Raw genomic sequence first — 22,639 nt, forward strand, 5'->3', positions numbered from 1 at the left:
CGCAGGGCCGCCCCGTCCGTTCGGATCGGTGCGCACCGGAGCGCCCCACCCGATCGGCCGGTGTGCGCGGCCGCTGGGCACCGGCTCGAGCGTGCGAACCGCGCTGCGCGGTGGGTGACGCGCAGTTCTTGAACGATCGTTCAAGAGCGGCGAGCGCGCCACGTCGCGGGGGTCTCCCCGGTCCAGCGGCGGAACGCGCGGTGGAACGCGCTCGGCTCGGAGTAGCCGAGCATCCACGCGACCTCCGCGATCGACACGCCCGCCTCGACCAGCGCGAGCGCGCGCGAGCGGCGCACCGCGTCGAGCAGCGCGCCGAAGGTCGTGCGCTCGTCGTCGAGGCGGCGCTGCAGCGTGCGCGGGCTCGCGTGCATCCGGCGGGCGAGCGCGGCGAGCGTGGGCTCTCCGCGCGGCAGAAGCTCCTCGATCGCGCGCTCGGCGCGCGCGGTCCACGAGGGCGCGGGCAGCTTCGCGAGGCGCGCGTCGAGGTAGCGCGCGAAGAAGCGCGCGAGCACCGCGTCGGCGCGCGGGATCGCGACGTCGAGCGCGTCCTTCGGGAGCACGACCTCGTCGACCGGCGCGTCGAGCTCGGCACGGACGCCGAGCAGCGCCTCCCAGCGCGCGGGATCCGAGGGCGTCGACCGCCGCAGCCGCACCTGCACCCCGGGGATCGGCGCGCCGGTGACCATCGCGACGTTCACCGCGAGATCGCGCGCGAAGACGTCGGCCATCGCGACGTGGGCCGGGCGCGGCGGGCCCCACGGCACGTAGCGCACGTGCACCGCGCGCTCGGTGGTGATCGCGTCGTAGCGCTCGCCCTCCGCGAAGACGCGCTGGTACTCGAGCGTGCGCTCGAGGGCGACGCCGAACGTCGGGCTCGACATCACGAGCAGGCCCAGCGCGTCGAACGCCTCGACGTCGAGCTGCTGCGCGAGCCGGAGGTGGGCGTGCGGATCGCCGGTGTCGTCGATCACACGCTCGACGAGATCGTAGAGCGCGGTGAGCGGCACGCGCCCGTCGGGATCGCGCAGCACGGTCTCGTCGACGCCGAGAGCGCGCCGGAGCGCGTCGGGGTCGAGCCCGAGCGCGCGCGAACGATCGAGCATCGCCGCGAGGGTGCGACCCCACGTGGTGGGCTGGCGCGGAAGGTCAGGCGTGCTGGCGTCGTCGGTCACGGCGGCTCGGTCGATCGCAGCGCAGCGTAGCAACGCATGGACGAGATCGAGGGCTGGTGGGTGATCGCGGAGTCGCGCGACGTGGGGCGCGCGCCGCGCTCGGTGACGCGGCTCGGTGAGCGCATCGTGCTGTGGCGCGACGAGCGGGGCGTGCTGCACGCACACGACGCACGGTGTCCGCATCGCGGCGTCGATCTCGGCGAGGGGCGCGTGGTGCGTGGCGAGCTCGAGTGCGCATACCACGGGCTGCGCTTCGACACGTCGGGCCGATGCGTCGCGATGCCGTGCGAGGGCGCGGACGCGCGGGTGCCGCCGCGCATGCAGATCGCGCCGCGCGTGGTGCGCGAGGAGCGTGGCCTGGTGTGGATGTGGCGCGGTCCGACGCGCGACGCGCCGCTCCCGTGGCCCGATGCGATGCCGTCGCACGATCGGCGCGCGTGGACGCGCACGATGACGTGGGACGTGCCGCTCTCGCGCGTGATGGAGGCGATGCTCGACGTGCATCACTTCCCGTTCGCACATCGACGCTTCTCGAGCGGCGTGGGCCCGCGGCTCGATCCGTGGCGGGTGCGCGAGGAAGACGGTGTGGTGCGCGCCGAGGGCACGATGCGCGAGGAGCGCGCGAGCCGCGGATGGGACGTCGCGCTGGAGGCGCGATTGCCCGGGATCGTGTTCCTCTCGTTCGCGCCGTGGCTCGGCGGCTTCGTCGCGTGCACGCCGATCGACGCGGCGCGCACCTGGATCGTGGTGCGCTTCTTCGTCGACGTGCCGCTGATCGGCGCGCTGCTCGCGCGCTTCGCGCTCTGGACGGAGCTCACGCTCGTGCAGCCCGACGACGAGCGAATGCAGCTGCGCACGCTGCGCGCGCGGAACGACCTCTCGGAGTGCACGCTGGTGCGCGCCGATGCGGCGATCGTCGCGTGGGATCGCCTCGCCGCGAAGGCGCGTCAGCGAGCGACGAGCGCGCGCTCGAGCAGCTCCGCGACGCGCGCGTGACCTTCGTCGGTCATGTGTACGTGATCGTTCAGCGCCCAGCCCATGGCGACCCAGCGCGCGATCGCGCCCGGCCCGCCTTGCAGCGCGAGCAGATCGAAGAAGCCGCAGCCCTCCGCGAGCGCGGTGCGGCGATAGAGATCGCGGACCTCGGTGGTGCGCGCCCGCGGACCGAGCGCGCCCGCGCGCGTCTGCATCCAGTCCGAGGGGCCGATGACGAGGCACGCGCTCTCCGGCGCGACGCGGTGCCATCGCGCGATCACCTCGCGCAGATCGCGCTCGAGCGCGGCCATCGGCGTGCGATCGCCGGTCTCGTTGGTGCCGTACGCGAGCGCGACGAGATCGGGAGGACGCCGCGCGATCTGCGCGCGCAGCTCGGCCTCGTCCCACGGCAGCTGATCGCGCGCTCGCGCGCCGGGCACGCCGAACGACTCGACGATCACGCCGGGACGGCCGGTCTCGAGCAGGACGCCGAAGACGCGCACCGGTCCGTCACCGCGCGCCCGCGCCTCGACGACGTGCGATCCGCGCGGCACGTCGGCCTCGAGGAACGTCGTGCGCTGCGCGAGCGGCACGTTCGCGACGATCGCGTCGTCGACGCGGAGCTCGACCGTGCCCGCGCCCGACGCCCAGAGCTCGGCGTGCGCGACGGTCGACGCGCGCACCCGGGCCCACGACGCGCTCGTCGTCTCGACCGCGAACCCCGCGCGCCCGTAGCGATCGCGCGCGCGCTCGGCGCCGCGCACCCGCACTCCGCGCCACCCCGCGCTCTCGTGGATCGTCACGTCGCGCCGCTCGTAGAGCGCGAACGGCACCGCCGGCATCACCAGCCCCGCGCCCGCGTCGCCGAAGCGCCGCTGCAGACGCTCGCGCAGGAACCCGGTGTACTGATCCGACGCGGTGTGCGACGCGCCCCAGAACGAGAGGCGCGCGACGCCTTCGCCACGTCGCGCGCGATCGAGCGCGGCACGCACGCGCGGGAGCACGCGATGCTGAGGATCTTCGATGGCGACCGCGACCCCGAGCGGCGCGTCCTGCGAGCGCACCGGCATCGCGCAGAAGGCGACGAGGGAGATCGCGCAGAGCGCGACGAGCAGGATCGCGAGCGCGTGCCTCATCGCGCCTCGACGCCCACGACGTTCGGCAGATCCCAGAATTCACGGACGTCGTCGGCCTCGTGGAATCCGTCCTCCCAGCTGCCCATCTCGCGCACCTGGGTGCGTCCCGCGTCGATCACCAGCGACGCCTCGGGGCCGCCCTCCATGTACACGAGACCGCGCAGCCCGAGCGCGTCGGCGGCGAGCATCTCGGCGAGCACCTGCATGCGATACGGGGTGCGCACGTGGACCATCACCGCGCGGCCCTCGCGGTCCGCGCCCAGCAGCGCCGCGCTGTAGCGGCGGGTACGCCACGTGCGCTGCGGTCGTCCCTCGCAGTCGACCATCATGCGCACGCCCTGGAGCACGCTGTCGTAGCGCTCCGTCATTCCGTCGAGATCGAAGCCGCATCCCGTGCCTCCGATCGCGAAGGGCGCACGCTCGGCGCGGGGATCGAAGCCGATCACCGCGTCGAAGCGCGCGGGACGGCGATCGCTGCGCACCTCGCCGCGCGCGCGCAGATAGCCGCAGCTGCGCCCGCTCGGCAGGAACATGCCCGCGTTGATCGCGCCCACGAGGCGGTGATCGCGCACCCACGCGGGCGCAGGGCGCCGCGGTCCTTCGTGGCTCTCGGTGAGGAAGCGCAGCGCGTAGCGCCGCAGATCGAAGCGCACGATCGTCGCGATGCGATCGCCGACGTCCACCTCGGGCGCGCGCGGCAACCGCACGCGCTCCACGACCAGCGCCTCGTCCTGTGCGCTCGATGTCGGAATCCCGATCGCGATCAGGATCACGATCGCGGCAGCTCGACCCGCAGCTCGCATCCTCCGCCCTCCCGCTCGTGTGCGCTCGCCTCGCCGCCGTGCGCGCGCGCCAGATCGCGCACCAGCGAGAGCCCGATGCCGGTGCCCGGCTTGTGCGCGGTCTCCGCGCGCTCGACGCGATGGAAGCGCTCGAAGACGCGCGATCGTTCGGCCTCCGGGATCCCCGGACCGCGATCACGCACCGCGATCACGACGCGCTCGCCGGCGCCGCGCACCTCGACGTCGATCTCGCCGGGCGCGTACTTCACGGCGTTGTCGATCAGGTTCACCACGATCTGCTCGATCGCCTGCGCGTCGAACGAGAGCTCGATCGGCTCGCCGGTGATCGCGCGGAGCACGCAGCCCTTCGCCGACGCGAACGGGATCTGCGCGGACACCACGTCGCGCACCTGCGCCGTGAGATCGCCGCGCGTCTTGCGCAGCGCGCGCCGTCCTTCCTCGAGCCGCGAGATCTCGAGCACGTTCTCGACCAGGCGCGTCAGCCGCACGCTCTCGGTCGCGATCTCCCGATACACACGAGGCCGGCGCGCGTCGTCGACGAGATCGTCCTCGAGCATCTCGGCGTGCATGCGGATCGTGGTGAGCGGCGTGCGCAGCTCGTGGCTGACCGCGCTCACGAACGCGCTGCGCTGCATCGCGAGCTCCTCGGCGCGCCGCGAGGCACGCGCGATCGCCAGCGCCGCCGCCGCGACCGCGAGCACGAGCCCGATCAGCGCGCCGACCTGCCACCGCATCTCGCCGTCGAGCGCGGCGATCGACGCCGCGATCGATGTGTGCTCGAAGCACAGATCGAGGCCGTGCAGCGTCTCGCTCGCGGGGCGCCGCAGCGCGCACGTCGCGTCGCGGTCGGCCTCGATCACGCGCGGCGCCGGTCCGCCCGCCGAGACCCGCGCGATCACCTCGGGCACCCAGCGCGACGCGATCGCCGCGCGATCGAGCACCACGCCCTGCAGCACCGCCGCGCCCTCGTGCGAGACGACGCGCGTGAGCACGACCGCGTCGTCGTCGGCGCGCCACTGCATCGGCGTGTAGTCGACCTCGATCGACGTGGGCACGAGCGGCGGTCCGTCGGGGACGGGAGCCGGCACGGGCTGCTGCGGCGGAGGACGCGCGGCGCCGCGCGACTGCTGGAGCTCGTCGAGCGCGACGCTGCGGCGCGTGGTCACCGGCGCCTGCCGGCCGCGCCGCGAGATGCGCTCGAACGCGCCCACGTCGCCTGCCTGGGCCTGCTGGATCTCGTTCGCGAGCGACACCGCGTCCGCGTTGAGCGCGACCGTCACCGGCGCGTTCGCATCGCTCTGCAGCGCGCGCCACGCGTCCGCGAGGAGCACCGGCTCGGCGACGCTCGGCCGCGCGCGCGCGACGAGCTGACCCGCATCGCGACCGCGCACCAGCGCGCGCAGATCGGCGAGCGCATCGCTGCGCGCGAGCGCGCGCACCCGCGCGGCCTCGGGCGGGCCCTCTTCGTCGGGCGTCGCGGTCCACGGCGTGCGCACCGTCCCATCGGGATCGACCTGGAACCAGCCGATCACCCGCTCGTCGCGAGGCCCGGCGGCGAGCGGCGAGACCGCGACGGGATCGCTGATCGCGAGCACGTCGGGCGGGCTGTAGTAGTGGTTGTAGAGATAAAAAGGACGCTCGTCCTCGCGACGTCGCAGCTCCTCGAGCCCTTCGTCGACCGCGCCGCGCACCGCCGCGGCGACACCCTCGAGCCGTCCTTCGATCTCGCGCACCCGCGACGCGCGCTCGCGCGCCGACGCCGCGAGCCACCCGACGCCGAGCAGCACCGTCGGCAGCGCGACGCCGAGCGCGAGCCAGCGCGCGCGCGACCTGCTCATTCGTCGAGCTCTCCTCCGAGCGCGAGGCGATAGCCGCGCCCGCGCACGGTCGCGATCCACGCCTCGCCGCCCGGCACCGCGCGCAGCTTCGTGCGCAGCTGCTGCACGTGCACGTCGACCGTCCGGGTGCGCACCGTTCCGTCGCGATAGCCCCACACGTCGACGAGCAGCTCCTCGCGCGTCACCGCGCGATGCGCGCGCGCCGCGAGGTACTCGAGGAGCGATCCCTCGCGCGCGGTCAGGCGCATCGTCGCAGGAGAATCGGCGCTCGCGTCCCATCGGACCTCGAGCGCGTCGAGATCGATCGTCGCGCCCGCGATCGCGATGCGCCGCGGCGCGCCGCTCGTCGTGCGCGGCCTGCGCAGCAGACCCTTCGCGCGCGCGACGAGCTCGCGGATCCCGAACGGCTTGGTCACGTAGTCGTCGGCGCCGTGCTCGATGCCCGCGACGACGTCCTCCTCGGCGCCCTTCGCGGTGAGCACCAGCACCGGCGTGTCGTCGCCCCGCGCCCGCACCCGCCGCAGCACCTCGAGCCCGGGCACGCCGGGGATCATCAGATCGAGCACCACCAGATCGACGCGCGAGGCCGCGAGCGACTCGAGCGCGCTCGCGCCGTCGGCCACGCCCGACGCGTCCCAGCCCTGCGCGCGAAAGAGCGCGAGCAGCCCGTCGAGGATCGGCGCCTCGTCCTCCACCACCAGCACGCGCGGAGTCGTCGTCATCGCTGCGCCGATCATCCACGTTCTACGCGCACCGCGCGCGCCCGATCCGTAAGTCTTCGGTAAAGGCCGTTCTTACGGAACCCTGACGAGCGCGCGCCGCGCGCGATCCCAGGCTCGGAGCGAGGAGGCCTCGATGACCCATCGCATCCGATCGCTCGCGCTCCCGCTCGTGCTGCTCGCGCTCGCCACGACGTCGGCCGTCACGTCACTCGCGCTCGCCGAGCGCGAGCGTCACCACGCCGACGATCCCGACTCGCTCGCGCGGCGCGCGGTCGATCCCGATCCCGACGTCGCAGAGCCCGCGATCGCGTCGCTGCGCGCGCTCGGTCCCGCGGGGCACGCCGCGCTGCTGCGCGTCCACGCCGCGGCGATCACCACGCTGCGCGACGCACCGCCGCTCGCGCCCGACGACGCGACCGAGCGGCTGCGTCGCGCGATCGACGTGGTGAGCGCGCAGCGCGACGGCCACGCGAGCGGCCTCTACTGGCACACCGACCTCGACACCGCGCGCGCCGAGGCGCGCCGCACCGGGCGTCCCATTCTCTCGCTGCGGCTCCTCGGTCGTCTCGACGAGGAGCTCTCGTGCGCGAACAGCCGCTTCTTCCGCACCGTGCTCTATCCGAATGCGGCCGTCGCGCGCGTGCTCTCGGAGCGCTTCGTGCTGCACTGGTCGAGCGAGCGCCCCGCGCCGGTCATCACGATCGACATGGGCGACGGCCGTCGCATCGAGCGCACCGTCACCGGCAACAGCGTCCACTACGTGCTCGACGCCGATGGCCGCCCGATCGACGCGATCCCCGGGCTCTACGCGCCCGCGCAATTCACCGCCGCGCTCGAGCGCGGGCACGCCCTCGCGACGCGCTGCGCTCCGCTCGCGCGCGACGCGTTCGACACCTGCCTGCGCGACGGGCACGACGCCGAGCTCGCCGAGCTCGAGCGCAGCTGGGAAGAGCGCCGCGCGAGCGCGCCCGAGCTCCCGCTCTACGCCGCGCTCCAGCTCTCCGATCCCGGCGCCATCGACCAGGCGCGCGTCGCGGCGCCGAGCGCGCTCGTCGCGATGCCGATCACCGTGGGCAAGGCCGCGATCGAGACCCCGATGATGCGGCTCATGGCGCGCGACGTCGCGCGCGTCACCACGCCGCCGCCCATTCGCTGGGAGCTCGCCGCGACCGCCGACGTGCTCGACGCGCGCCCCGACGCGCGCACGCTCGCGCTGCTGCGCCTCAAGACGGGGCGTCGCGACGTCGACGCGCTCGCCGCGCGCCTGGCCTCGGTCGCCGCGATCGACGGCGCGCGCAACGAGGTGACGCTGCATCGTCGCGCGCGCGGCCTGCTGCGCACCGCGCCCGGGCTCACCGTGCTCAACGAGCGCGTCTACGCCGAGCTCTTCCTCACGCCCGCGAGCGATCCCTGGCTCGGGCTGCGCGCCGACGACCTCTGGGACGCCCTCGAAGTGCCGGCTGGCGCGCGGGCCGAGCGCCGCGAAGAGACGCGTTGATCCGCGTGGCGCAGCGCCACGCCGCCCGCGTGACGCCCGCGAAGTCGGGCGCTATGGTCCCCGACTATGTCCGACCGCGATGCGCGCGAAGAGCTCAACGACCTGCTGAACGGCGCGGTCGAGGTGGCCGCCGAGATGCTCGAGCAAGAAGGCGAGTTCGAGCCGTTCGCGCTCGCGCTCCGCAAGGACGGCGAGATCATGCACCTCTCACCCGACGAGGAGGGAGAGGACGAGCGCGAGCCCGAGCAGGTCGTCGAGAGCCTGCGCAAGACGCTGCGCGAGTCGCGCGAGGACTATCGCGCCGTCGCGGTCGTCGCCGACGTCACGCTCGAGGACGAGAACGACCAGGCGATGACGGCCGCGATCCAGGTCGCGATGGAGCACGCGGCGGAGGAGCCCGTGAACTGCTACGTGCCGTACGAGTTCAAGGGCGAGGCGCTCGAGCTCGCGGAGCTCGTCGGCGAGCCGGGCGAGCGCGTCGTGTTCGCGGGGGATCGCCCGAACTGATCGGCGCGAGCGTGGGGGGCACGCGAGAGCCGTGGAGCGAGGACGAGCAGTGAAGTCGAAGTCCGGATTCGACGCGGGTGGGGCAGTGGCGGCCGTGCGACGAGAGACCTCTCCTTCGAGTGAGCGACGCGCGCTGCGCGACGTGCGAGAGCCGGGGCCGCTCGAGGTGGCGCCCGAAGTGCGCGCCGCGCTCGCGCGGCTGCTCGCGCTCGAGGGACGGGTCGCGACGCTCGAAGGGCGCGAGGCGAAGCCGATCGATCCGCGCCCGACGCTCTCGCTCGAGGCGGTCGACACGCTCGAGGACTTCCTGCGCGCGCGCATCGCCGACGACGCGCTCGCGCTGTTCGCGGCGCGCGCCGCCACGTTCGATCAGTTCTCGCTCGCGCACGTGGGCTCGCGCTCCGAGCGCGCCTGGGACATGGGCCTCGGCAAGGGGCGCATCGTGCTCGGCGTGCACGGCAAGCACCTCGTGTGCATCGCGCGCCGACCCGATCCCGGCTTCGCGCTGCGGGTCACGCTCTTCGATCCCGAGGACCGCACCGAGTCGGACGGCGGCTCGCTCGCGTCGTGGCTCGAGCGCGTCGTCGACGGCGTGATGGGCGAGATCCTCTCGGCCGGCGCGAGCGACGACGACGACGGCGCGGACGTCGACGTGACCGCGGTCGATCTCGATCTCGACCTCGCGCTCGACGAAGGACCGCGCGACTGGCAGCCGCACCTCGAGCGCACGCTCGTGCTGCCCGACAAGACGCGCGAGACGTCGGGACGTCGCGTGCACCACCCGCGCTTCGGCATCGGGGTCGTGCTGCGCTCGCTGCCCGAGAGCGACAAGCTCGAGATCGACTTCGGCGGCGAGCACGGCGTGAAGGTGCTGGTGTCGAAGTACGTGCAAGAAGTGGAATGATCTCGATCGGATGATCGAGGTCACCGAAGCACTGCTCGCGCTGCTGCGCGGCGGAGGTCGCGGCGCGCTCGCGACGGTGACGCGCGCATCGGGCTCGACCCCGCAGCAGCCCGGCGCGCGCCTCTTGTTGCGCCCCGACGGGACGCTGGTCGGCACCGTGGGCGGCGGCGCGATCGAGCAGGCGGTGATCGAAGCGCTGCGCGAGTGCGTGCGCGACGGAACGCCGAGGGTGCTCGCGCGCGAGCTCGGGCGCGATCTCGGCATGTGCTGCGGCGGGCGGATGGAGGTGTTCGTGGAGCCGATCGAAGGCGCGCCGCGCCTCGTCATCTTCGGCGCGGGCCACGTCGCGAAGGCGACCGCGGCGATCGCGCGCACCGTCGGGTTCGCGATCACGATCGTCGATGATCGCGAGGAGCTGAACGACGAGGCGCGCTTTCCCGGATGCACCCGCGTGCTCGCGGAGCCGCGCGACGCGCGCGATCGCGTCGCGCCCACCGCGCACGACTGGCTGCTCGTCGTCACCCACGACCATCGTCTCGACGAAGAGGCCCTCGATCTCTACGCGACGCTGCCCCACGCGTACCTCGGCGTGATCGGCAGCCGCCGCAAGATCGTGCGCATCCTGCGGCGCATCCGCGCGCGGCGTGGCGCGCTCCCGCCGCTCGATCGCGTGTACGCGCCGGTCGGGCTGCGCATCGGCGCGGTGTCGCCCGAGGAGATCGCGGTGAGCATCGTGGGCGAGCTCGTCGCGCTGCGGCACGGAGAAGGAGCGGGCTCGCACATGCGCGCGCTCGAGGACGCCGCGATCCGACGCGCGCTCGACTCCGACGAGCCGCTCTCGGACGACGAGCGCTGAATCCGCGCGCGCCCATGCCCGTCGTTCGCAGCACCGTGCGTCTCTCGATCTTCCTCGCGCTCCTGCTCGCCGCGTGCGGCGCCTCGGCCGCTCACCCGAGCCGCCCGAGCGCGATTGCTCCAGGCCCAGCGCCCGCGACCGCGCCGCGCTTCGCGCCGCGCCTCTTGCGCCAGGCGCCCGCGAGCCAGTTCGTCTACTCGCGCATCGAGGTCGCGGGTGTGGGGCGGCGCGAGGTCTCGGCGATCGACGACGAGGTGCGGGTGTTCGATCCCGACACCGGGATCACGTGGGCGAGCGAGCGCTTGGGCTCGGTGTCGAACATCGAGCTCGATCCCAGCTTCTGGCGCGCGTGCGTGATCCTCGATCGCGCGCGGGTCGGTGCGTTCGATCTCCGGACGCGCGAGTGGCTCTGGACGCGCGAGCTGCCGTACGCGGTGCGCGTCGCCGCGACCTCCGAGCTCTGCGTGATGCAGACCAACGAGGGGATGCGTGTGTTCGATCTCGCGTCGGGCGAGCCGCGGGCGCTCGACGTGCCGCCCTGGGACCTGTCGGTGCAAGGCCACGCGCACGTGCTCTGGTCGCGCGATCTCACGCGGCGCTACGACCGAGCGCTCGCGTTCTCCGCGACCGGACCGGCGTGGCTCGACACGCTGCGCGACGGCGCGACGCTCGCGACGCGCGAGACGTTCTGGAGCAACTGCATCGACGCGTCGGGCGCGATCGATCGCATCGGTCTGCACGCGACCGAGAGCGAGGCGCGCCGCGCGCACCTCGCGCGCGCCCTCGAGGCGGACTGGATCGAGTGCGCGCCGCCGACCGGGCTCGATGGCATCCGAGAGGTCGAGGCGGAGCTGCCCGCGCCGTGGATCCCGCTGCCCGACGGACGGCTCGTGCATCACGGCGCGCACGGGCTCTTCCTGTTCGACTGGGCCGCGCGCACGTCGCCGGTGCGCTTGAGCGACGCGCCGGTGGAGCGTTATCGCGACGTGAACGGTCGCTCGCGCGCGATCGAGCCGGTGATCGGCGACGGATGGATCGGCGCGGTCGACGCGCAGGGCGTGCTCGCGCGCTTCGATCAGTCGGGCGCACCGCTGGCCCCGATCACGCTGCCGAGCGGGCCCAACGGCGAGTATCCACCGGGCTGGCAGGTGTTCGCCGCGCCGGGCGATCGACTGCTCGTGATCCGCGACGTGAACGGGCGGCGCGCCGCGTTCGTCTCGAGCACGCGCGGCTGGACGCGATCGCGCGCGCGGACGTTCACGGGGATCTGGCAGTACGCGGAGTGGCGCGGTGATCACTGGCTGCTGTCCGATCCCCACGACGGCATCCAGCTCGTCGAGCCCGAGCGCGGCGCGGTGATCGCGGACTTCACGCCGCCCGACGCGTACAGCCGCATCTCGCGCGCGACTCCGTCGCCCGACGGAGCGCGCCTCGCGGTGATCGTCGGGCCGTGGAACGACGACTGGGAAGGCGTGTACGTGCTCGACGCGCGCACGCTCGCGGTGCTCGCGCTTCATCCGAGCGAGCGAAGCCTCGCGGAGACCCAGGACGCGCTCGGGTGGGACGCGCGCGGCATCGTGGTCGCGACCCGCGTCGCGGGGATCGTCGTCGGCCCGCGCTGGGTGCTCGTCGATCCCGAGACGGGCGCGCGGCGCGAGCTCGGCGTGGGATCTCCGCGCGCGTCGTTCGGACACCGCCGCAGCGACGCCGTGCACGTGTCGCGCACGCCGGAGGGCGACGCCCTGGTCGCGCCGCGCGCGATCGACGAGGAGGTCGCGATCGTGTCGATCGGCGCCGACGGGAGCGGCGCGGTCGAGACCCCCGACGGCCGCGTGTGGTGCGAAGGTGCGTGCCCGCACTACCGCTGCATCGTCGACGTCGATCGGACCGCGCCGTTCGGTGATCCGGCGTGTGCGCCTGCGGAGTGATCTTCCAGCGCAACGCGATTCGGGCGAGAATGGGCCCGAGCTCGGATGTACGACTGGATCCAGGGTCGACCCCCCGTGGTGCTGCGCGAATCGGACGTGGATCGCTGGCCCGGAGGCGACGTCGCGACGCAGCGGATGCCGCAGTTCGCAGCGATCGGTGAGTTCGCGGGCAGCCAGGTGATCGTGCTGCGCGATCCCGAGCTCACGACGGTCGTCCCGCTCGAGCTCGGCGGCGTGCTGCTCGTCACCGCGGTCTACTGCGAGGGTGATCGCTCGCTCGACGGACACCTCGAGATGCTGCCCGTCAGCGGGTGGCACGTGCTGCCGCGGAAGTTCCGCGCGACCGGCGGCAACTACACGCTCTTCGATGGATCGCTGAGCGGCAAGGCGCTGAAGGACCCCGCGCTCCAGCCGAAGATCCTCGAGGAGCACGGCGGCGTGATCCAGTTCGCGCTCGCCGAGGGCACGTACGACGTCGAGTGCTTCGGGCCCTGGGATCCCGACGCGCAGACGTCGCTCTGGCTCACGCGCGTCGTGCGCAGCGCCGTGTGATCCGCGCTCACGCGCTGACGCGCGGCGTGGTGTGCCGGATCTCGCCGGGGCGCCACGTCTTGTCGAAGAACGCGCGCAGCGGGCTGTAGAGCCGGAGCAGCACGAACCAGCCCTTGCCCGGCACGGTCTGGATCCAGTTGCCCTCGGGCACGCCGTGCGGTCGCTCGGGCGCGAAGAAGACGGTGATCGATCCGTCCTCGCGCGCGACCGCGGCGGGCGTCGGATACGCCTGACTCCCGGCGCGCGGGAATCGCTGCGGCGTCTGCAGCATCGAGCGCGTCTGGTTGTCGTAGAGCGTGAGCGACCAGAAGAGCCCGGCGGGGATCCCGGGCGGCAGCGTGAGCTCGTACGTGCTCGCGCCGTCGAACGGGTCACCGTCGGCGTCGTAGAACGCGCCGAGGTACTGCGAGCCGACGTTCTCGAGCCGCATGCACATCGCCGGCGTGATGCCGGTCGCGAGATAGAACATCTGCGTGCGCGAGGCGAGCGCGCGCGCGCCGGAGCTCGGGAGCTGCTCGACTCCGTCGCTCGTGATGCGCGGCGGCGGGCGGAGGAACTCGTATCCACCGACGAAGAGCGGATTCGACCACGCGGAGCCCTCGCCGTAGTACCCGAATCCCTCGCTGGCGCGCGGCCGCACCGCGATGGTGCGCGCGGTCGCGTTCGCGATGACGATCGCCTCGCTCAGGATGCGCTGCAGTCGCTTGTCGGGACGGAACCGGCGGCCCTTCACGATCCCGATCGCCGCCGCGTGGCCGGCGATCTCGGGATCGAGCGCCTCCGCGGGCTCGAGCTGCACGACGGCATCGAGCATCTCGAAGAACGACTCGTCGTTGGGCGGGATCGTGCTCATCACGAGCCCCGTGCCCTCGACGAAGCGCGTCGGACGCGCGGGCGCGGCGAGCGCGCCGAGCGGTCCCTCGCTGCGCAGGTACGCGCCGATGCTGCTGCCGATCGTGCCGGCGACGTAGGGCTGGATCTTCAGATCGCGCCGGATGCGCGCCGCTGCGGGCGCGGGATCGTCGTCCTCGAGGAACGCGCGGCCGAGCAAGAGCAGATGATCGGTCTTCGAGCGGAGCACGTAGAAGCCGCCCTCGGGCAGCGGGCCCGCGTAGCGCTCGGGCACGATCAGATATCGCCCGCCTTCGCCGCGATCGGGCCCCGACGTGCCGACGTCGCCGACCCAGCGGAACCACATGTCGTCGATCACGCCGAGCGTCCGCGCCGGGAGCTCGAGGACGAGCGGCCCCGCGCTCACGTCGAGCATCGAGATGAAATAGACGGTGTCGCAATTCGCGGTGAGGAAGAGCGACTGCGAATCCATCAGTCGCGAGAAGACGAGGACGTCGTTGTCGCGCACGCCGACGTCGAAGAGGCCCTGTCGGATTGCGTACGTCGAGACCGCCTGGAGGCCATTCAGATAGGCATTCTGAGCATGCACGGAGTCGAGATGATCGTAGAGACGCGCGGCCGTCTCGGTCCTCGGGATTCCGTCGTGGAAGCGGAGCGTGCCGATCGCGCTCTCGATGGAGTCGGGCGTCGAGATCGAGCGCAGCGTCGCAGGCGAGATCGTGCGCGCGCGCGCCGGGGCGCGATCGATGCGCGTCGGATCGCCCGGCTTCCACGAGCCGTCGAACGCGGCGGGCTCGGGGCCGTAGATGCGCATGTAGAGGAAGAAGCCGGTGTCCGGCGTGGTCTGGATCCACGCGCGCTCACCGCCGGGCGGTGCGGTCGGACCGAAGTGGAGGCGTGCGAAGCCGTCGGGCCCGGGCTCGAACGTCCGTTGGAGCGAGCTCAGCACTGCTCGATCCTGCGGCGCGCGGACCTGCGAGCGTGTCTTCGAGTCGTACGCGGTGACCGACCAGAAGAGCTGCGCCGGCACCGGCAGCGGCACGCGCAGCTCGTAGGTGTGGCCGCCGTCGAGGTACTCGCCCGAGTCGTCGCGCGCGCCGAGGAAGTAGATCGATCCGCCGCCCGGCGCGCGCCGGAACATCGCGGGCGAGGCGCCGATCGCCTGCACGAACCAGCGATCGCGCGCCTGCAGATCGAGGTGGCTGCCCGACTCGAAGTCGGGATCCGCGGTCAGGCCGATCCACTCCCAGCGGCGATCGGGCCACACGAGGAGATCGGGGCGCCCCGCCGCGAATCCCTCGACGCGCATCTGATCGAGCCCGACCTCGGTCGCGAGCTCGAGGATGCGCTTCATGCGTCGATCGGGCGCGAACGGTCGCCCGCGCTCGATGCCGAGCGCGGCGAGCAGCCCGTACATCGGTCGGAACTCTTCGCGCGGCGGCTCCTGCTCGAGCACCGCGTGCAGCCTCCGCCAGTACTCGAGCTCGTTCTCCCAGCGCAGCGGAGACGTGTCGATGTCGCGATCCGACACGTCGATCACGCCGAGCGGTGCGTCGGGCCGCGCGTACGGATGGATCTTCACGCGGCGGAGCGCTTCCATCGCGCCCTCGGTCCCGCTCTCGCCGGGGATCGCGCGGAGCCCGAGGAGCGCTCTGCGCGTGGGTGATCGCGCGACGAGGTGATCGCGGGGGATCTCACCTGCGTAGTCGAGCGGGAGCAGGAGATAGCGACCTCCTTCGCCGCGATCGGGCCCGGGAATGCCGATGTCGCCGATCCAGCGGTGATCGTGATCGTCGACCATTCCGACGTAGGGCCCGGGCGGGAGGTCGATGACGGTGGGCCCCATCGACTGGAGATCGAGCACACAAGCCGCGTACGGAGTGTCGGAGTTGACGGTGAACCCGACGTGCCGAGGGCCCGCGGCGAGCATCATGATCGCCTTGCCGTCCTCCACGCCGGCCTGGCGATTTCCGTGGAAAATCGCCTCCATCGAGACGGTCGGATAGAAGAAGCGATAGGCCTGCACCGCACGCTGCAGATCCTGATCGTCGTAGACGCTCCGTGCGCCGTCGGACGTCGGATACTCGTGCTCGAGCTCGGGTCGCGCGGTGTGCGGATCCATGCGCGCCTGACGAGCAAACCGCACGCCCAGGCGCAACGCGCGCCGATCGAGAGCGGCACGTCGAAGCCCGAGGGCGCACCGCCACGCGATCGAGGTGACGACGCGCCGCAGCGCTCAGCGACGGAGCTCGGCTACTTCGCGAGCTCTCGAACGCGCGCGACGGCGTCGGGGTGCGCGTCGGCGAGCGAGCGCAGCAGCTCGAGCGTCGCGTCGACGACCGGTCGTCTCGCACGCGGATCGACGAGCTCGTCGCGCATCGGCGCGCCGTAGGCCGGATCGGCCGACGAAACATGCACGACCGCGTGGGCGAAGCGCTCGGGCTCGCTCGCCTCCGCGAAGAACATCCGCAACGCGGACCAGAACGCGACGAGATGCACGCCGCCGTCGCGCGTCTCCATCGTGTTCACGAACGTGCGCACGCTGCCCCAGGGCCGGTCGTGGAGCACGACCGCGAGCTCGACGCCGATGTCGCCGATCGTCGCGCGATGCAGCACCGGTGCGTGCAGCCCACGTGGATCACGGAGCAGCGCGGCGATGCCGACGGGAGGGCGCATCCGACGCTCCGCGATCACGAGCTCGATCGAGAGCCGTTCGAGGAACGCGCCGAGCTCGTCGATGCGCGACTGCGCGCGCGTCAGATCGACGCGTGTCCAGCTGAAGATCTCGGGATCCGGCCGGAACGAGATGCGCGTGCCGCGCATGTCGGACGCGCCGTCGTCGTGCATCGGCTCGACGCACACGCCACGCGCGAAGCGCGCGCGGTGGATGCGCCCTCCGCGCCGGCTTTCGATGACGAGTGATTCGCTCAGCGCGTTCACCACCACGAGCCCGACGCCGTGCAGCCCGATGTGCACGTGCGGGTGATGTCCGTCGAGCGTGTTCGTGTCGTGCAGCTCGGTCAGCGCGCGTATCGCGACGTCGGGCGCGATGCCGCGCCCGTCGTCCTCCACCACGAACGAGTCGTCGCTCTCGATCGTCACCCGCACGCGCGAGGCGTGTCCCGCGAGGTGCTCGTCGATCGCGTTCGCGACGACCTCCCACAGCACCTGCAAGAGCCCGGACCCGTCGTGCACGTCGCCGACGTACATCCCCGGCCGCTTCCGAATCGCCTCGATCGCGCTCACCAGTCGACCGGCTCAGCTGCGCACGCCGACGATCGGCTCGGGCATCGTCGCCCGGCCCTCTTCGCGCAGCGTCTGGATCGCCCAGAACACCTGCTCCGCCGTCGCCGGCGACGCGAGCGCGACCGCGCCGCGGCGACCCGTCGCCGCGCACGCCGCGACGGCGTCGCGCAGCGCTTCACGCACGCTGATCGCGAGCATCAGCGGCGGCTCGCCGACTGCCTTGCTCCCGCCGACCACGCCCTCCTGGCGCGCGCGCTCGAGCAGCTTCGTGCGGAACACCGGCGGACACTCGCCGAGGCTCGGCAGCTTGTACGTGCTCGCGTTCGGCGTCCTCAGCGCGCCCTTGTCGTCCCACACCAGCTCTTCCTGGGTGAGCCACCCCGCGCCCTGCGCGAACCCGCCCTCGACCTGGCCGACGTCGATCATCGGAGAGAGCGAGTCGCCCACGTCGTGCAGGATGTCGACGCGGCGAATCGCGTACATCCCGGTGAACGCGTCGACCTCGACCTCGGTGATCGCCGCGCCGTACGCGAAATAATAGAACGGTCGGCCGCGGCCCTTCTCGCGATCCCAGTGGATCTCCGGCGTCTTGTAGAAGCCCGTCGCGCTCAGCTGCACGCGCTCGTGATAGGCGCGGTCGATCACCTCGGCCCACGGCAGCTCACGCCCGTCGCCGCGCACCACGCCGCCCTCGATCGTCACCGCGTCGCTGGTGCATCCGAGCATCGACGCCGCGACCTCGCACACCCGCGCGCGCAGCACGTCGCACGCGTTCTTCACCGCTGCGCCGTTGAGATCACTGCCGCTCGACGCCGCGGTCGCGCTGGTGTTCGGCACCTTGTCGGTGCGCGTCGGCATGATGCGGATGCACGCGATCGGGAGGCCCAGCGCGTCCGCCGCGACCTGCAGCATCTTCGTGTGCAGGCCCTGGCCCATCTCGGTGCCGCCGTGGTTGATCTGGACGCTGCCGTCCTTGTAGACGTGCACCAGCGCGCCGGCCTGGTTGTACCACTTGGCGGTGAACGAGATTCCGAACTTCACCGGCGTGATCGCCAGTCCGCGTTTGACGCTCTGACTCGATGCGTTGAATGCATCGATCTCACGACGTCGCGAGTCCCACTGCGCATCCGACTTCAGCTCGCCCCAGATGCGTGCCAGTCGGTCCGCGTCCTCGACGCGCTGTCCGTAGTGCGTCTCGTGCCCCTCGCGATAGAGGTTCTTCTCGCGCACCACGTCGGCGGGAAGGCCCACCGCGCGCGCCACGCGGTCGAGCACTTCCTCGATCATCACCATGCCCTGCGGGCCGCCGAACCCGCGGAACGCCGTGTTCGACGCCTTGTGCGTCTTGCAGACGCGTCCCGTCACCGCCATCGCCGGCACGTAGTACGCGTTGTCCGAGTGGAAGAGCGCGCGACCGAGCACCGGGAAGCTCAGATCGAGCGACCACCCACCGTCGCTCCAGAGCGCGAGTCGCAGCGCGCGCAGCGTCCCGTCGGCGTCGCACCCCACGCGATAACGACCGAGGAACGGATGGCGCTTTCCGGTCAGCACGACGTCGCGCGCGCGATCGAGGCGCACCCGCACCGGGCGCTTCGTCACGACCGCGCCGATCGCGGCGACGGACGCGAACGGGTTCGCCTGCGTCTCCTTGCCGCCGAAGCCGCCGCCCATGCGCAGCTGCTGCACGACCACGTCGCCCGCCGGCACGCCGAGCACGCGCGCGACGACGTCCTGCGTCTCCGTCGGATGCTGCGTGCTCGAGTGCACCATCATCGTGCCCGACTCGTCGACGTACGCGATCGACGCCTGGGTCTCGAGATAGAACTGCTCCTGACCGCCGACGTAGAGCTCGCCGTCGATCACGATCTTCGAGGCCGCGAGCGCCGCGTCGACCTCGCCGCGCACGATGCGCTCTTCGTCGGTGTGGAACGCGCCCGCGTCGATCGCCTGCTCGATCGTGAGGATCGCGGCGCGCGGCGTGTACTCCGCGATCACCCGCGCCGCGCCGAGCTTCGCGGCCTCTTCGCTCTCCGCGAGCACCCACGCGACGGGCATGCCGTGGAAGAGGATCTCGGGACGCGCATCGCCGTCGCTCGTCGCGGGGCGCGGAAACAGCGGCTCGTCGCGGCGGTTCGCGCCGGTGTCGTTCTCGCCGGGCACGTCGGCCGCGGTCAGCACCTTCACCACGCCGCTCACGTGGTACGCGGGCGCGACGTCGAGGCGCTCGAGCCATGCGTGCGCGTGCGGCGCCATCACGGGCCATGCGTGCAGCACGCCGGGCAGTCGCGTCGCGAGATCGTCGGTGTAGAGCGCAGCGCCGGTGACGTGCGCGGTCGCGCTCTCGTGCGGGATCGATGCGCCCACCGCGCGCGCGCCAGGAGGCGCAAAGTGCTTCGGGGTCGAGCGAGGCTCGTTCATTGGTAGATCCTTACCTGCTACCGGCCTGCGCCGGCGGTTGGTCAAGACCCCCGTTCAAACCGTGCGTGCGGATTTCCCGCACACGGCTTACGGGCAGTCTCTCGAGTCGCTGCATTACGCGACCTCCCGGAAGAAGGCTCGCTCGGGGTACTGCACGGTCCCTCGCAGGCGATGAAGTCCGAGGCTCCAGAAGTACTCGCGCGTCCACCTGCTCGACTCCCCCGGCTTCAGATGCCGGCCCTTGCGCTCCACGCGCAGGTCCCGCAGCCGACGCCAGACGTAGCTGTCGAGTTGGTTGAATTTCTTGGCGGCATTTCCGGTGCGGAAGTAGTTGCCCCAGCCCCGCAGCACGGGGTTGAGATCGGCGATCACCTCGCGGAGATCCGCGTGGCACCGCCTCCTCGGGGTCAGCTCCTTCACGCGCTGTCTCACCCGCTTCATCGCGCGCGCGGACGGCCAGCGATGCAGGAAGTACAGGCGTCTGCCTTTCTTCTCCCACAGCGCTCCGCTCATGCGTTTGTGCAGGTGATGTCCGAGAAAATCGAAGCCCTGCTTGCCATCGTAGAGCTCGACTCGCCTCGTCTTGTCCGGATGCAGCTCGAGACCGAGGCGCCCGAGGATGACTCGAATGCGCCTCTCTGCCTCTTCGCACTCGCGCTTCGTCTTGCACATCACGACGAAGTCGTCCGCGTAGCGCACCAGCGTCCCGGGCGGGGCGCTCCTGCGCATCCACGTCACGTCGAGCACGTGCAGGTAGATGTTCGAGAGCAGCGGAGAGATGACTCCGCCCTGCGGCGTTCCCGCGATGTTGCGAGTCACGACGCCCCCGTCCATCACCCCCGCTTCGAGCCACTGCCGCACCAGCTTGAGCATCCGCCGATCCGAGATGCGTCGAGCGACGAGCTTCATCAGCTTGTCGTGATCGATGCTCCCGAAGTAGTCGCGGATGTCGGCGTCGAGCACGTGGTGATGCCCCTTCGCGCCGAGCTTCCTCAGCGTCTCCAGCGCACCCAGCGCGCCCCGCTTCGGCCGGAAGCCCCACGAGCACGGAAGAAAGTCCGCCTCGAAGATCGGCTCCAGCACCAGCTTCGCCGCCATCTGGACCACTCGATCCCGGACCGTCGGAATCCCCAGCGGCCGCTTCCTTCCATCTGCCTTCGGGATGTACCGGCGCAGCACCACCTCGGGCCGGTACGTCTTGCTCCGCAGTGCGTCGCCGAGCTCTTCGAGGAAGCGCTCGACTCCGTACTGCTTCACCTCGGCGATCGTCTGGCCATCGACGCCCGCCGCGCCCTTGTTCGCCTCGACTCGCTTCCACGCTTCCCGAAGGACGTCACTCCTCCAGATGTGGTCATAAAGAGCGTGGAAACGTCTTCCAGGTGCTCGCTTGGCCGCGACCCACAGTCGCCTCTGCAGTTGTCGCACTTCTTCGCGCGGCCTACGGCCGCCGGGGTCGTTAGGTCCGGTCCTGCCGGCCATTCCCTCGCGCTTACCTGCTTCCTCGACGTGACTGCCCCAGGGACCCTTCCCTCCCGTCGCGTTGTTCTGCACGACGTTCGTCGACATCGCCGTGGCGATGCCGTGCGGTACTACGATCCCCTCGGACTCCCGCTGCGCGGCGGCCGATTTCGCCTTCGGCTTATACGGCGCGCTTCGCCCCGACGAGGGCTGCGCAGACGGGCCTCTCGTGTTCCGCGCTTCTCCGTGATCGCGTGCTGCGCCCCATACCCCGCCGAGACTCGATGCGCGCTCCGGAACAGACGCTTCGAGCGTGGCCTTCGCCGTGAAATGAGCGGCTCGGCTCTCGGATTGTTCATCTGACGAGGCTGCAGGCTTCACTTCATGTTGCGGCCCGCGATCTTGCTCCCCGCTGCACAGCTCTCGCTGCCTGACGGGCTTTCGACGCCCCGCTCGGGACGACGGGATCTCTCCCGACGCCCGGGGCCTGCTACTCGCCGCTCCGGTGCCTACCGAGGCGGGACTCTCACCCGCAGGAGAAGCGCAGCGCGCAGACGTCGGCCCTACGGCTCGACCTTCGTCTGCGTCACGACGCACCATCGAGCGATGGTAGCGCGAACGCAGCGAGAGCTGGTGTATCGTCGCGCGAGACCGGAGGGGGAGATGACGGCCGCGCGGATCCCGTTCACGCCCGCCGACGAGAGCGCGATTCGCACGCTCGTCGGCACGATGTTGTTCCTGCTCGTCGTGAACTTCGTCTTCGGCGCGTTCGGCGTGCTCGGAGGCTGCCTCAGCTTCGCGGGCGTCCCGGCGCAAGCGCAGTTCCACCCGATGGCCGCGGTCGGCGCGGGCATCACCGCGCTGATGATCCTGGTCTACGGCGCGGGGATGATCGGACAGGGCGCGCTGCTGGTGCAGGTGCGGCGCTCGCTCGAGCAGGTCGTCACGACCGACACCCAGGATCAGGCGCTGCTCGCGACGGCGTTCGCGCGGCTGCGGCTCTTCTTCCTGCTCGAGGCGGTGCTCTTCTTCGTGATCATGGGCATGCAGTGCGGCGGGTTCCTCACGCAGGCGTTCGGCCCTGCGACGCCGATGATGCCGGGCGCGATGGGAGGTGGCCTGTGAGCCCGCCGCAGCAGTGGGGCGGAGGCGGCGGCGGCTTCGGGCCTCCGCAGGGCGGTGGTGGCTTCGGGCCTCCGCAGGGCGGTGGTGGCTTCGGACCGCCCGGCGGTGGCGGCGGCGGGTTCGGACCGCCCGGCGGTGGCGGTGGGTTCGGGCCGCCCGGGGGTGGCACGCCGCCGCCCGGCGGCGGTGGTTACGGCGGCGGTGGTGACGCGCCCCTGACGCGCATCCCGTTCACGCCCGAGGACGAGAAGAACATCCAGCAGACCGCGCTCTTCATGAAGATCGCGGGCGGCCTCGCGATCCTCGGATCGCTCTTCAGCATGGTCGGCTCGATCGGTGTCGGGCTCTACCGGCAGATGCCGATCGGCGCGAACGTGTGCGTCGGCGTGATCGGGCTCGGCGTGCAGGCGCTGCTCGCCGTGCTGCTCTTCATGGCGGCGAGCGCCTTCGAGAAGATCACGACGAGCGACGGACAGGATCAGCAGCTGCTCGCGGACGGGCTCGGCAAGCTCCGCGTGTACTTCCTCGTGAAGGCGGTGCTCTGGGTGCTCGGCATCGTGCTCTGCTGCTGCGGGTTCGTGCTGGTCATGACGATGGGCGCAGCGATCTTCGCGGCGCTCGGGGCCTCGCTCGCGAACCAGTGACGCGC

18 protein-coding genes are annotated in these 22,639 nt (G+C 71.9%); 9 read left to right on the forward strand and 9 right to left on the reverse strand.

The genetic code is table 11. From position 1 onward, the window contains the following. Positions 1-140: 140 nt before the first annotated feature. Positions 141-1,103 carry an AraC family transcriptional regulator gene (locus DB32_RS41090; protein WP_075098158.1) on the reverse strand — a complete coding sequence of 321 codons (963 nt, stop codon included), beginning with the start codon at positions 1,101-1,103 and terminating at the stop codon, positions 141-143. A gap of 105 nt (positions 1,104-1,208) precedes the next feature. Here DB32_RS41090 and DB32_RS41095 point away from each other — a divergent pair, with 105 nt between their 5' ends. Further along, entirely contained in the window at positions 1,209-2,168 is a 960-nt protein-coding gene (locus tag DB32_RS41095; RefSeq protein ID WP_053238123.1) for a Rieske 2Fe-2S domain-containing protein, read from the forward strand. On the opposite strand, the gene DB32_RS41100 is transcribed toward DB32_RS41095, so the two are convergent. The 4 genes from DB32_RS41100 to DB32_RS41115 are packed head-to-tail and all read right to left on the reverse strand — an operon-like array spanning position 2,120 to position 6,646. Then, entirely contained in the window at positions 2,120-3,283 is a 1,164-nt protein-coding gene (locus DB32_RS41100; protein ID WP_053238124.1) for a GDSL-type esterase/lipase family protein, read from the reverse strand. The two genes, DB32_RS41095 and DB32_RS41100, sit on opposite strands and share 49 nt — an antisense overlap. Beyond that, the gene (locus tag DB32_RS41105; RefSeq protein WP_053238125.1) at positions 3,280-4,056 is read right to left on the reverse strand and encodes a phosphodiester glycosidase family protein; all 777 of its coding nucleotides are present in this window, start codon (positions 4,054-4,056) and stop codon (positions 3,280-3,282) included. The genes DB32_RS41100 and DB32_RS41105 overlap by 4 nt, the downstream gene beginning before the upstream one ends. Continuing rightward, positions 4,053-5,924 carry a sensor histidine kinase gene (locus tag DB32_RS41110; RefSeq protein WP_053238126.1) on the reverse strand — a complete coding sequence of 624 codons (1,872 nt, stop codon included), beginning with the start codon at positions 5,922-5,924 and terminating at the stop codon, positions 4,053-4,055. The genes DB32_RS41105 and DB32_RS41110 overlap by 4 nt, the downstream gene beginning before the upstream one ends. After that, positions 5,921-6,646: a response regulator transcription factor gene (locus tag DB32_RS41115; protein WP_075098159.1), complete on the reverse strand. Its 726-nt coding sequence runs from the start codon at positions 6,644-6,646 to the stop codon at positions 5,921-5,923. The genes DB32_RS41110 and DB32_RS41115 overlap by 4 nt, the downstream gene beginning before the upstream one ends. A gap of 133 nt (positions 6,647-6,779) precedes the next feature. Here DB32_RS41115 and DB32_RS41120 point away from each other — a divergent pair, with 133 nt between their 5' ends. The 6 genes from DB32_RS41120 to DB32_RS41145 all read left to right on the forward strand — a co-directional run bounded on the left by DB32_RS41120 (position 6,780) and on the right by DB32_RS41145 (position 12,891). After that, the gene (locus tag DB32_RS41120; protein WP_053238128.1) at positions 6,780-8,144 is read left to right on the forward strand and encodes a thioredoxin domain-containing protein; all 1,365 of its coding nucleotides are present in this window, start codon (positions 6,780-6,782) and stop codon (positions 8,142-8,144) included. Positions 8,145-8,210: 66 nt separating this feature from the next. Further along, positions 8,211-8,651, forward strand: coding sequence for a hypothetical protein (locus DB32_RS41125; protein ID WP_053238129.1), 441 nt, complete (start codon positions 8,211-8,213; stop codon positions 8,649-8,651). 142 nt (positions 8,652-8,793) lie between these two features. Then, on the forward strand, positions 8,794-9,555 hold the full coding sequence (locus tag DB32_RS41130; RefSeq protein ID WP_053238130.1) for a hypothetical protein: 762 nt from the start codon (positions 8,794-8,796) through the stop codon (positions 9,553-9,555). A gap of 10 nt (positions 9,556-9,565) precedes the next feature. Beyond that, on the forward strand, positions 9,566-10,411 hold the full coding sequence (locus DB32_RS41135; RefSeq protein WP_053238131.1) for an XdhC family protein: 846 nt from the start codon (positions 9,566-9,568) through the stop codon (positions 10,409-10,411). 14 nt (positions 10,412-10,425) lie between these two features. Further along, complete coding sequence (locus DB32_RS41140) at positions 10,426-12,339, forward strand: hypothetical protein (RefSeq protein WP_053238132.1); 1,914 nt, start codon at positions 10,426-10,428, stop codon at positions 12,337-12,339. A gap of 96 nt (positions 12,340-12,435) precedes the next feature. Beyond that, entirely contained in the window at positions 12,436-12,891 is a 456-nt protein-coding gene (locus DB32_RS41145) for a hypothetical protein (RefSeq protein WP_157070287.1), read from the forward strand. Between the two features lie 7 nt (positions 12,892-12,898). On the opposite strand, the gene DB32_RS49290 is transcribed toward DB32_RS41145, so the two are convergent. The 4 genes from DB32_RS49290 to ltrA all read right to left on the reverse strand — a co-directional run bounded on the left by DB32_RS49290 (position 12,899) and on the right by ltrA (position 20,973). Continuing rightward, positions 12,899-15,865: a DUF1254 domain-containing protein gene (locus DB32_RS49290; protein ID WP_205627125.1), complete on the reverse strand. Its 2,967-nt coding sequence runs from the start codon at positions 15,863-15,865 to the stop codon at positions 12,899-12,901. Between the two features lie 131 nt (positions 15,866-15,996). Further along, a complete protein-coding gene (locus tag DB32_RS41155) occupies positions 15,997-16,989 on the reverse strand; it encodes an ATP-binding protein (protein ID WP_053238134.1) in 993 nt (330 codons plus the stop codon). 12 nt (positions 16,990-17,001) lie between these two features. Then, positions 17,002-19,407: a xanthine dehydrogenase molybdopterin binding subunit gene (xdhB, locus tag DB32_RS41160; protein WP_053238135.1), complete on the reverse strand. Its 2,406-nt coding sequence runs from the start codon at positions 19,405-19,407 to the stop codon at positions 17,002-17,004. A gap of 114 nt (positions 19,408-19,521) precedes the next feature. Next, positions 19,522-20,973: a group II intron reverse transcriptase/maturase gene (gene ltrA / locus DB32_RS41165; protein WP_205627126.1), complete on the reverse strand. Its 1,452-nt coding sequence runs from the start codon at positions 20,971-20,973 to the stop codon at positions 19,522-19,524. 555 nt (positions 20,974-21,528) lie between these two features. Between ltrA and DB32_RS41170 the strand changes: the two genes are divergently transcribed. Further along, positions 21,529-21,990 (forward strand): hypothetical protein, encoded by a 462-nt coding sequence (locus DB32_RS41170; protein ID WP_053238136.1) that lies wholly within the window; start codon positions 21,529-21,531, stop codon positions 21,988-21,990. Next, positions 21,987-22,634: a hypothetical protein gene (locus tag DB32_RS47725; RefSeq protein ID WP_053238137.1), complete on the forward strand. Its 648-nt coding sequence runs from the start codon at positions 21,987-21,989 to the stop codon at positions 22,632-22,634. Before DB32_RS41170 ends, DB32_RS47725 begins: the two co-directional genes overlap by 4 nt. The last annotated feature ends 5 nt before the right edge of the window (positions 22,635-22,639 follow it).

Origin of the sequence: Sandaracinus amylolyticus, from assembly GCF_000737325.1 — a bacterium.
GTDB classification, from domain to species: domain Bacteria; phylum Myxococcota_A; class Polyangia; order Polyangiales; family Sandaracinaceae; genus Sandaracinus; species Sandaracinus amylolyticus.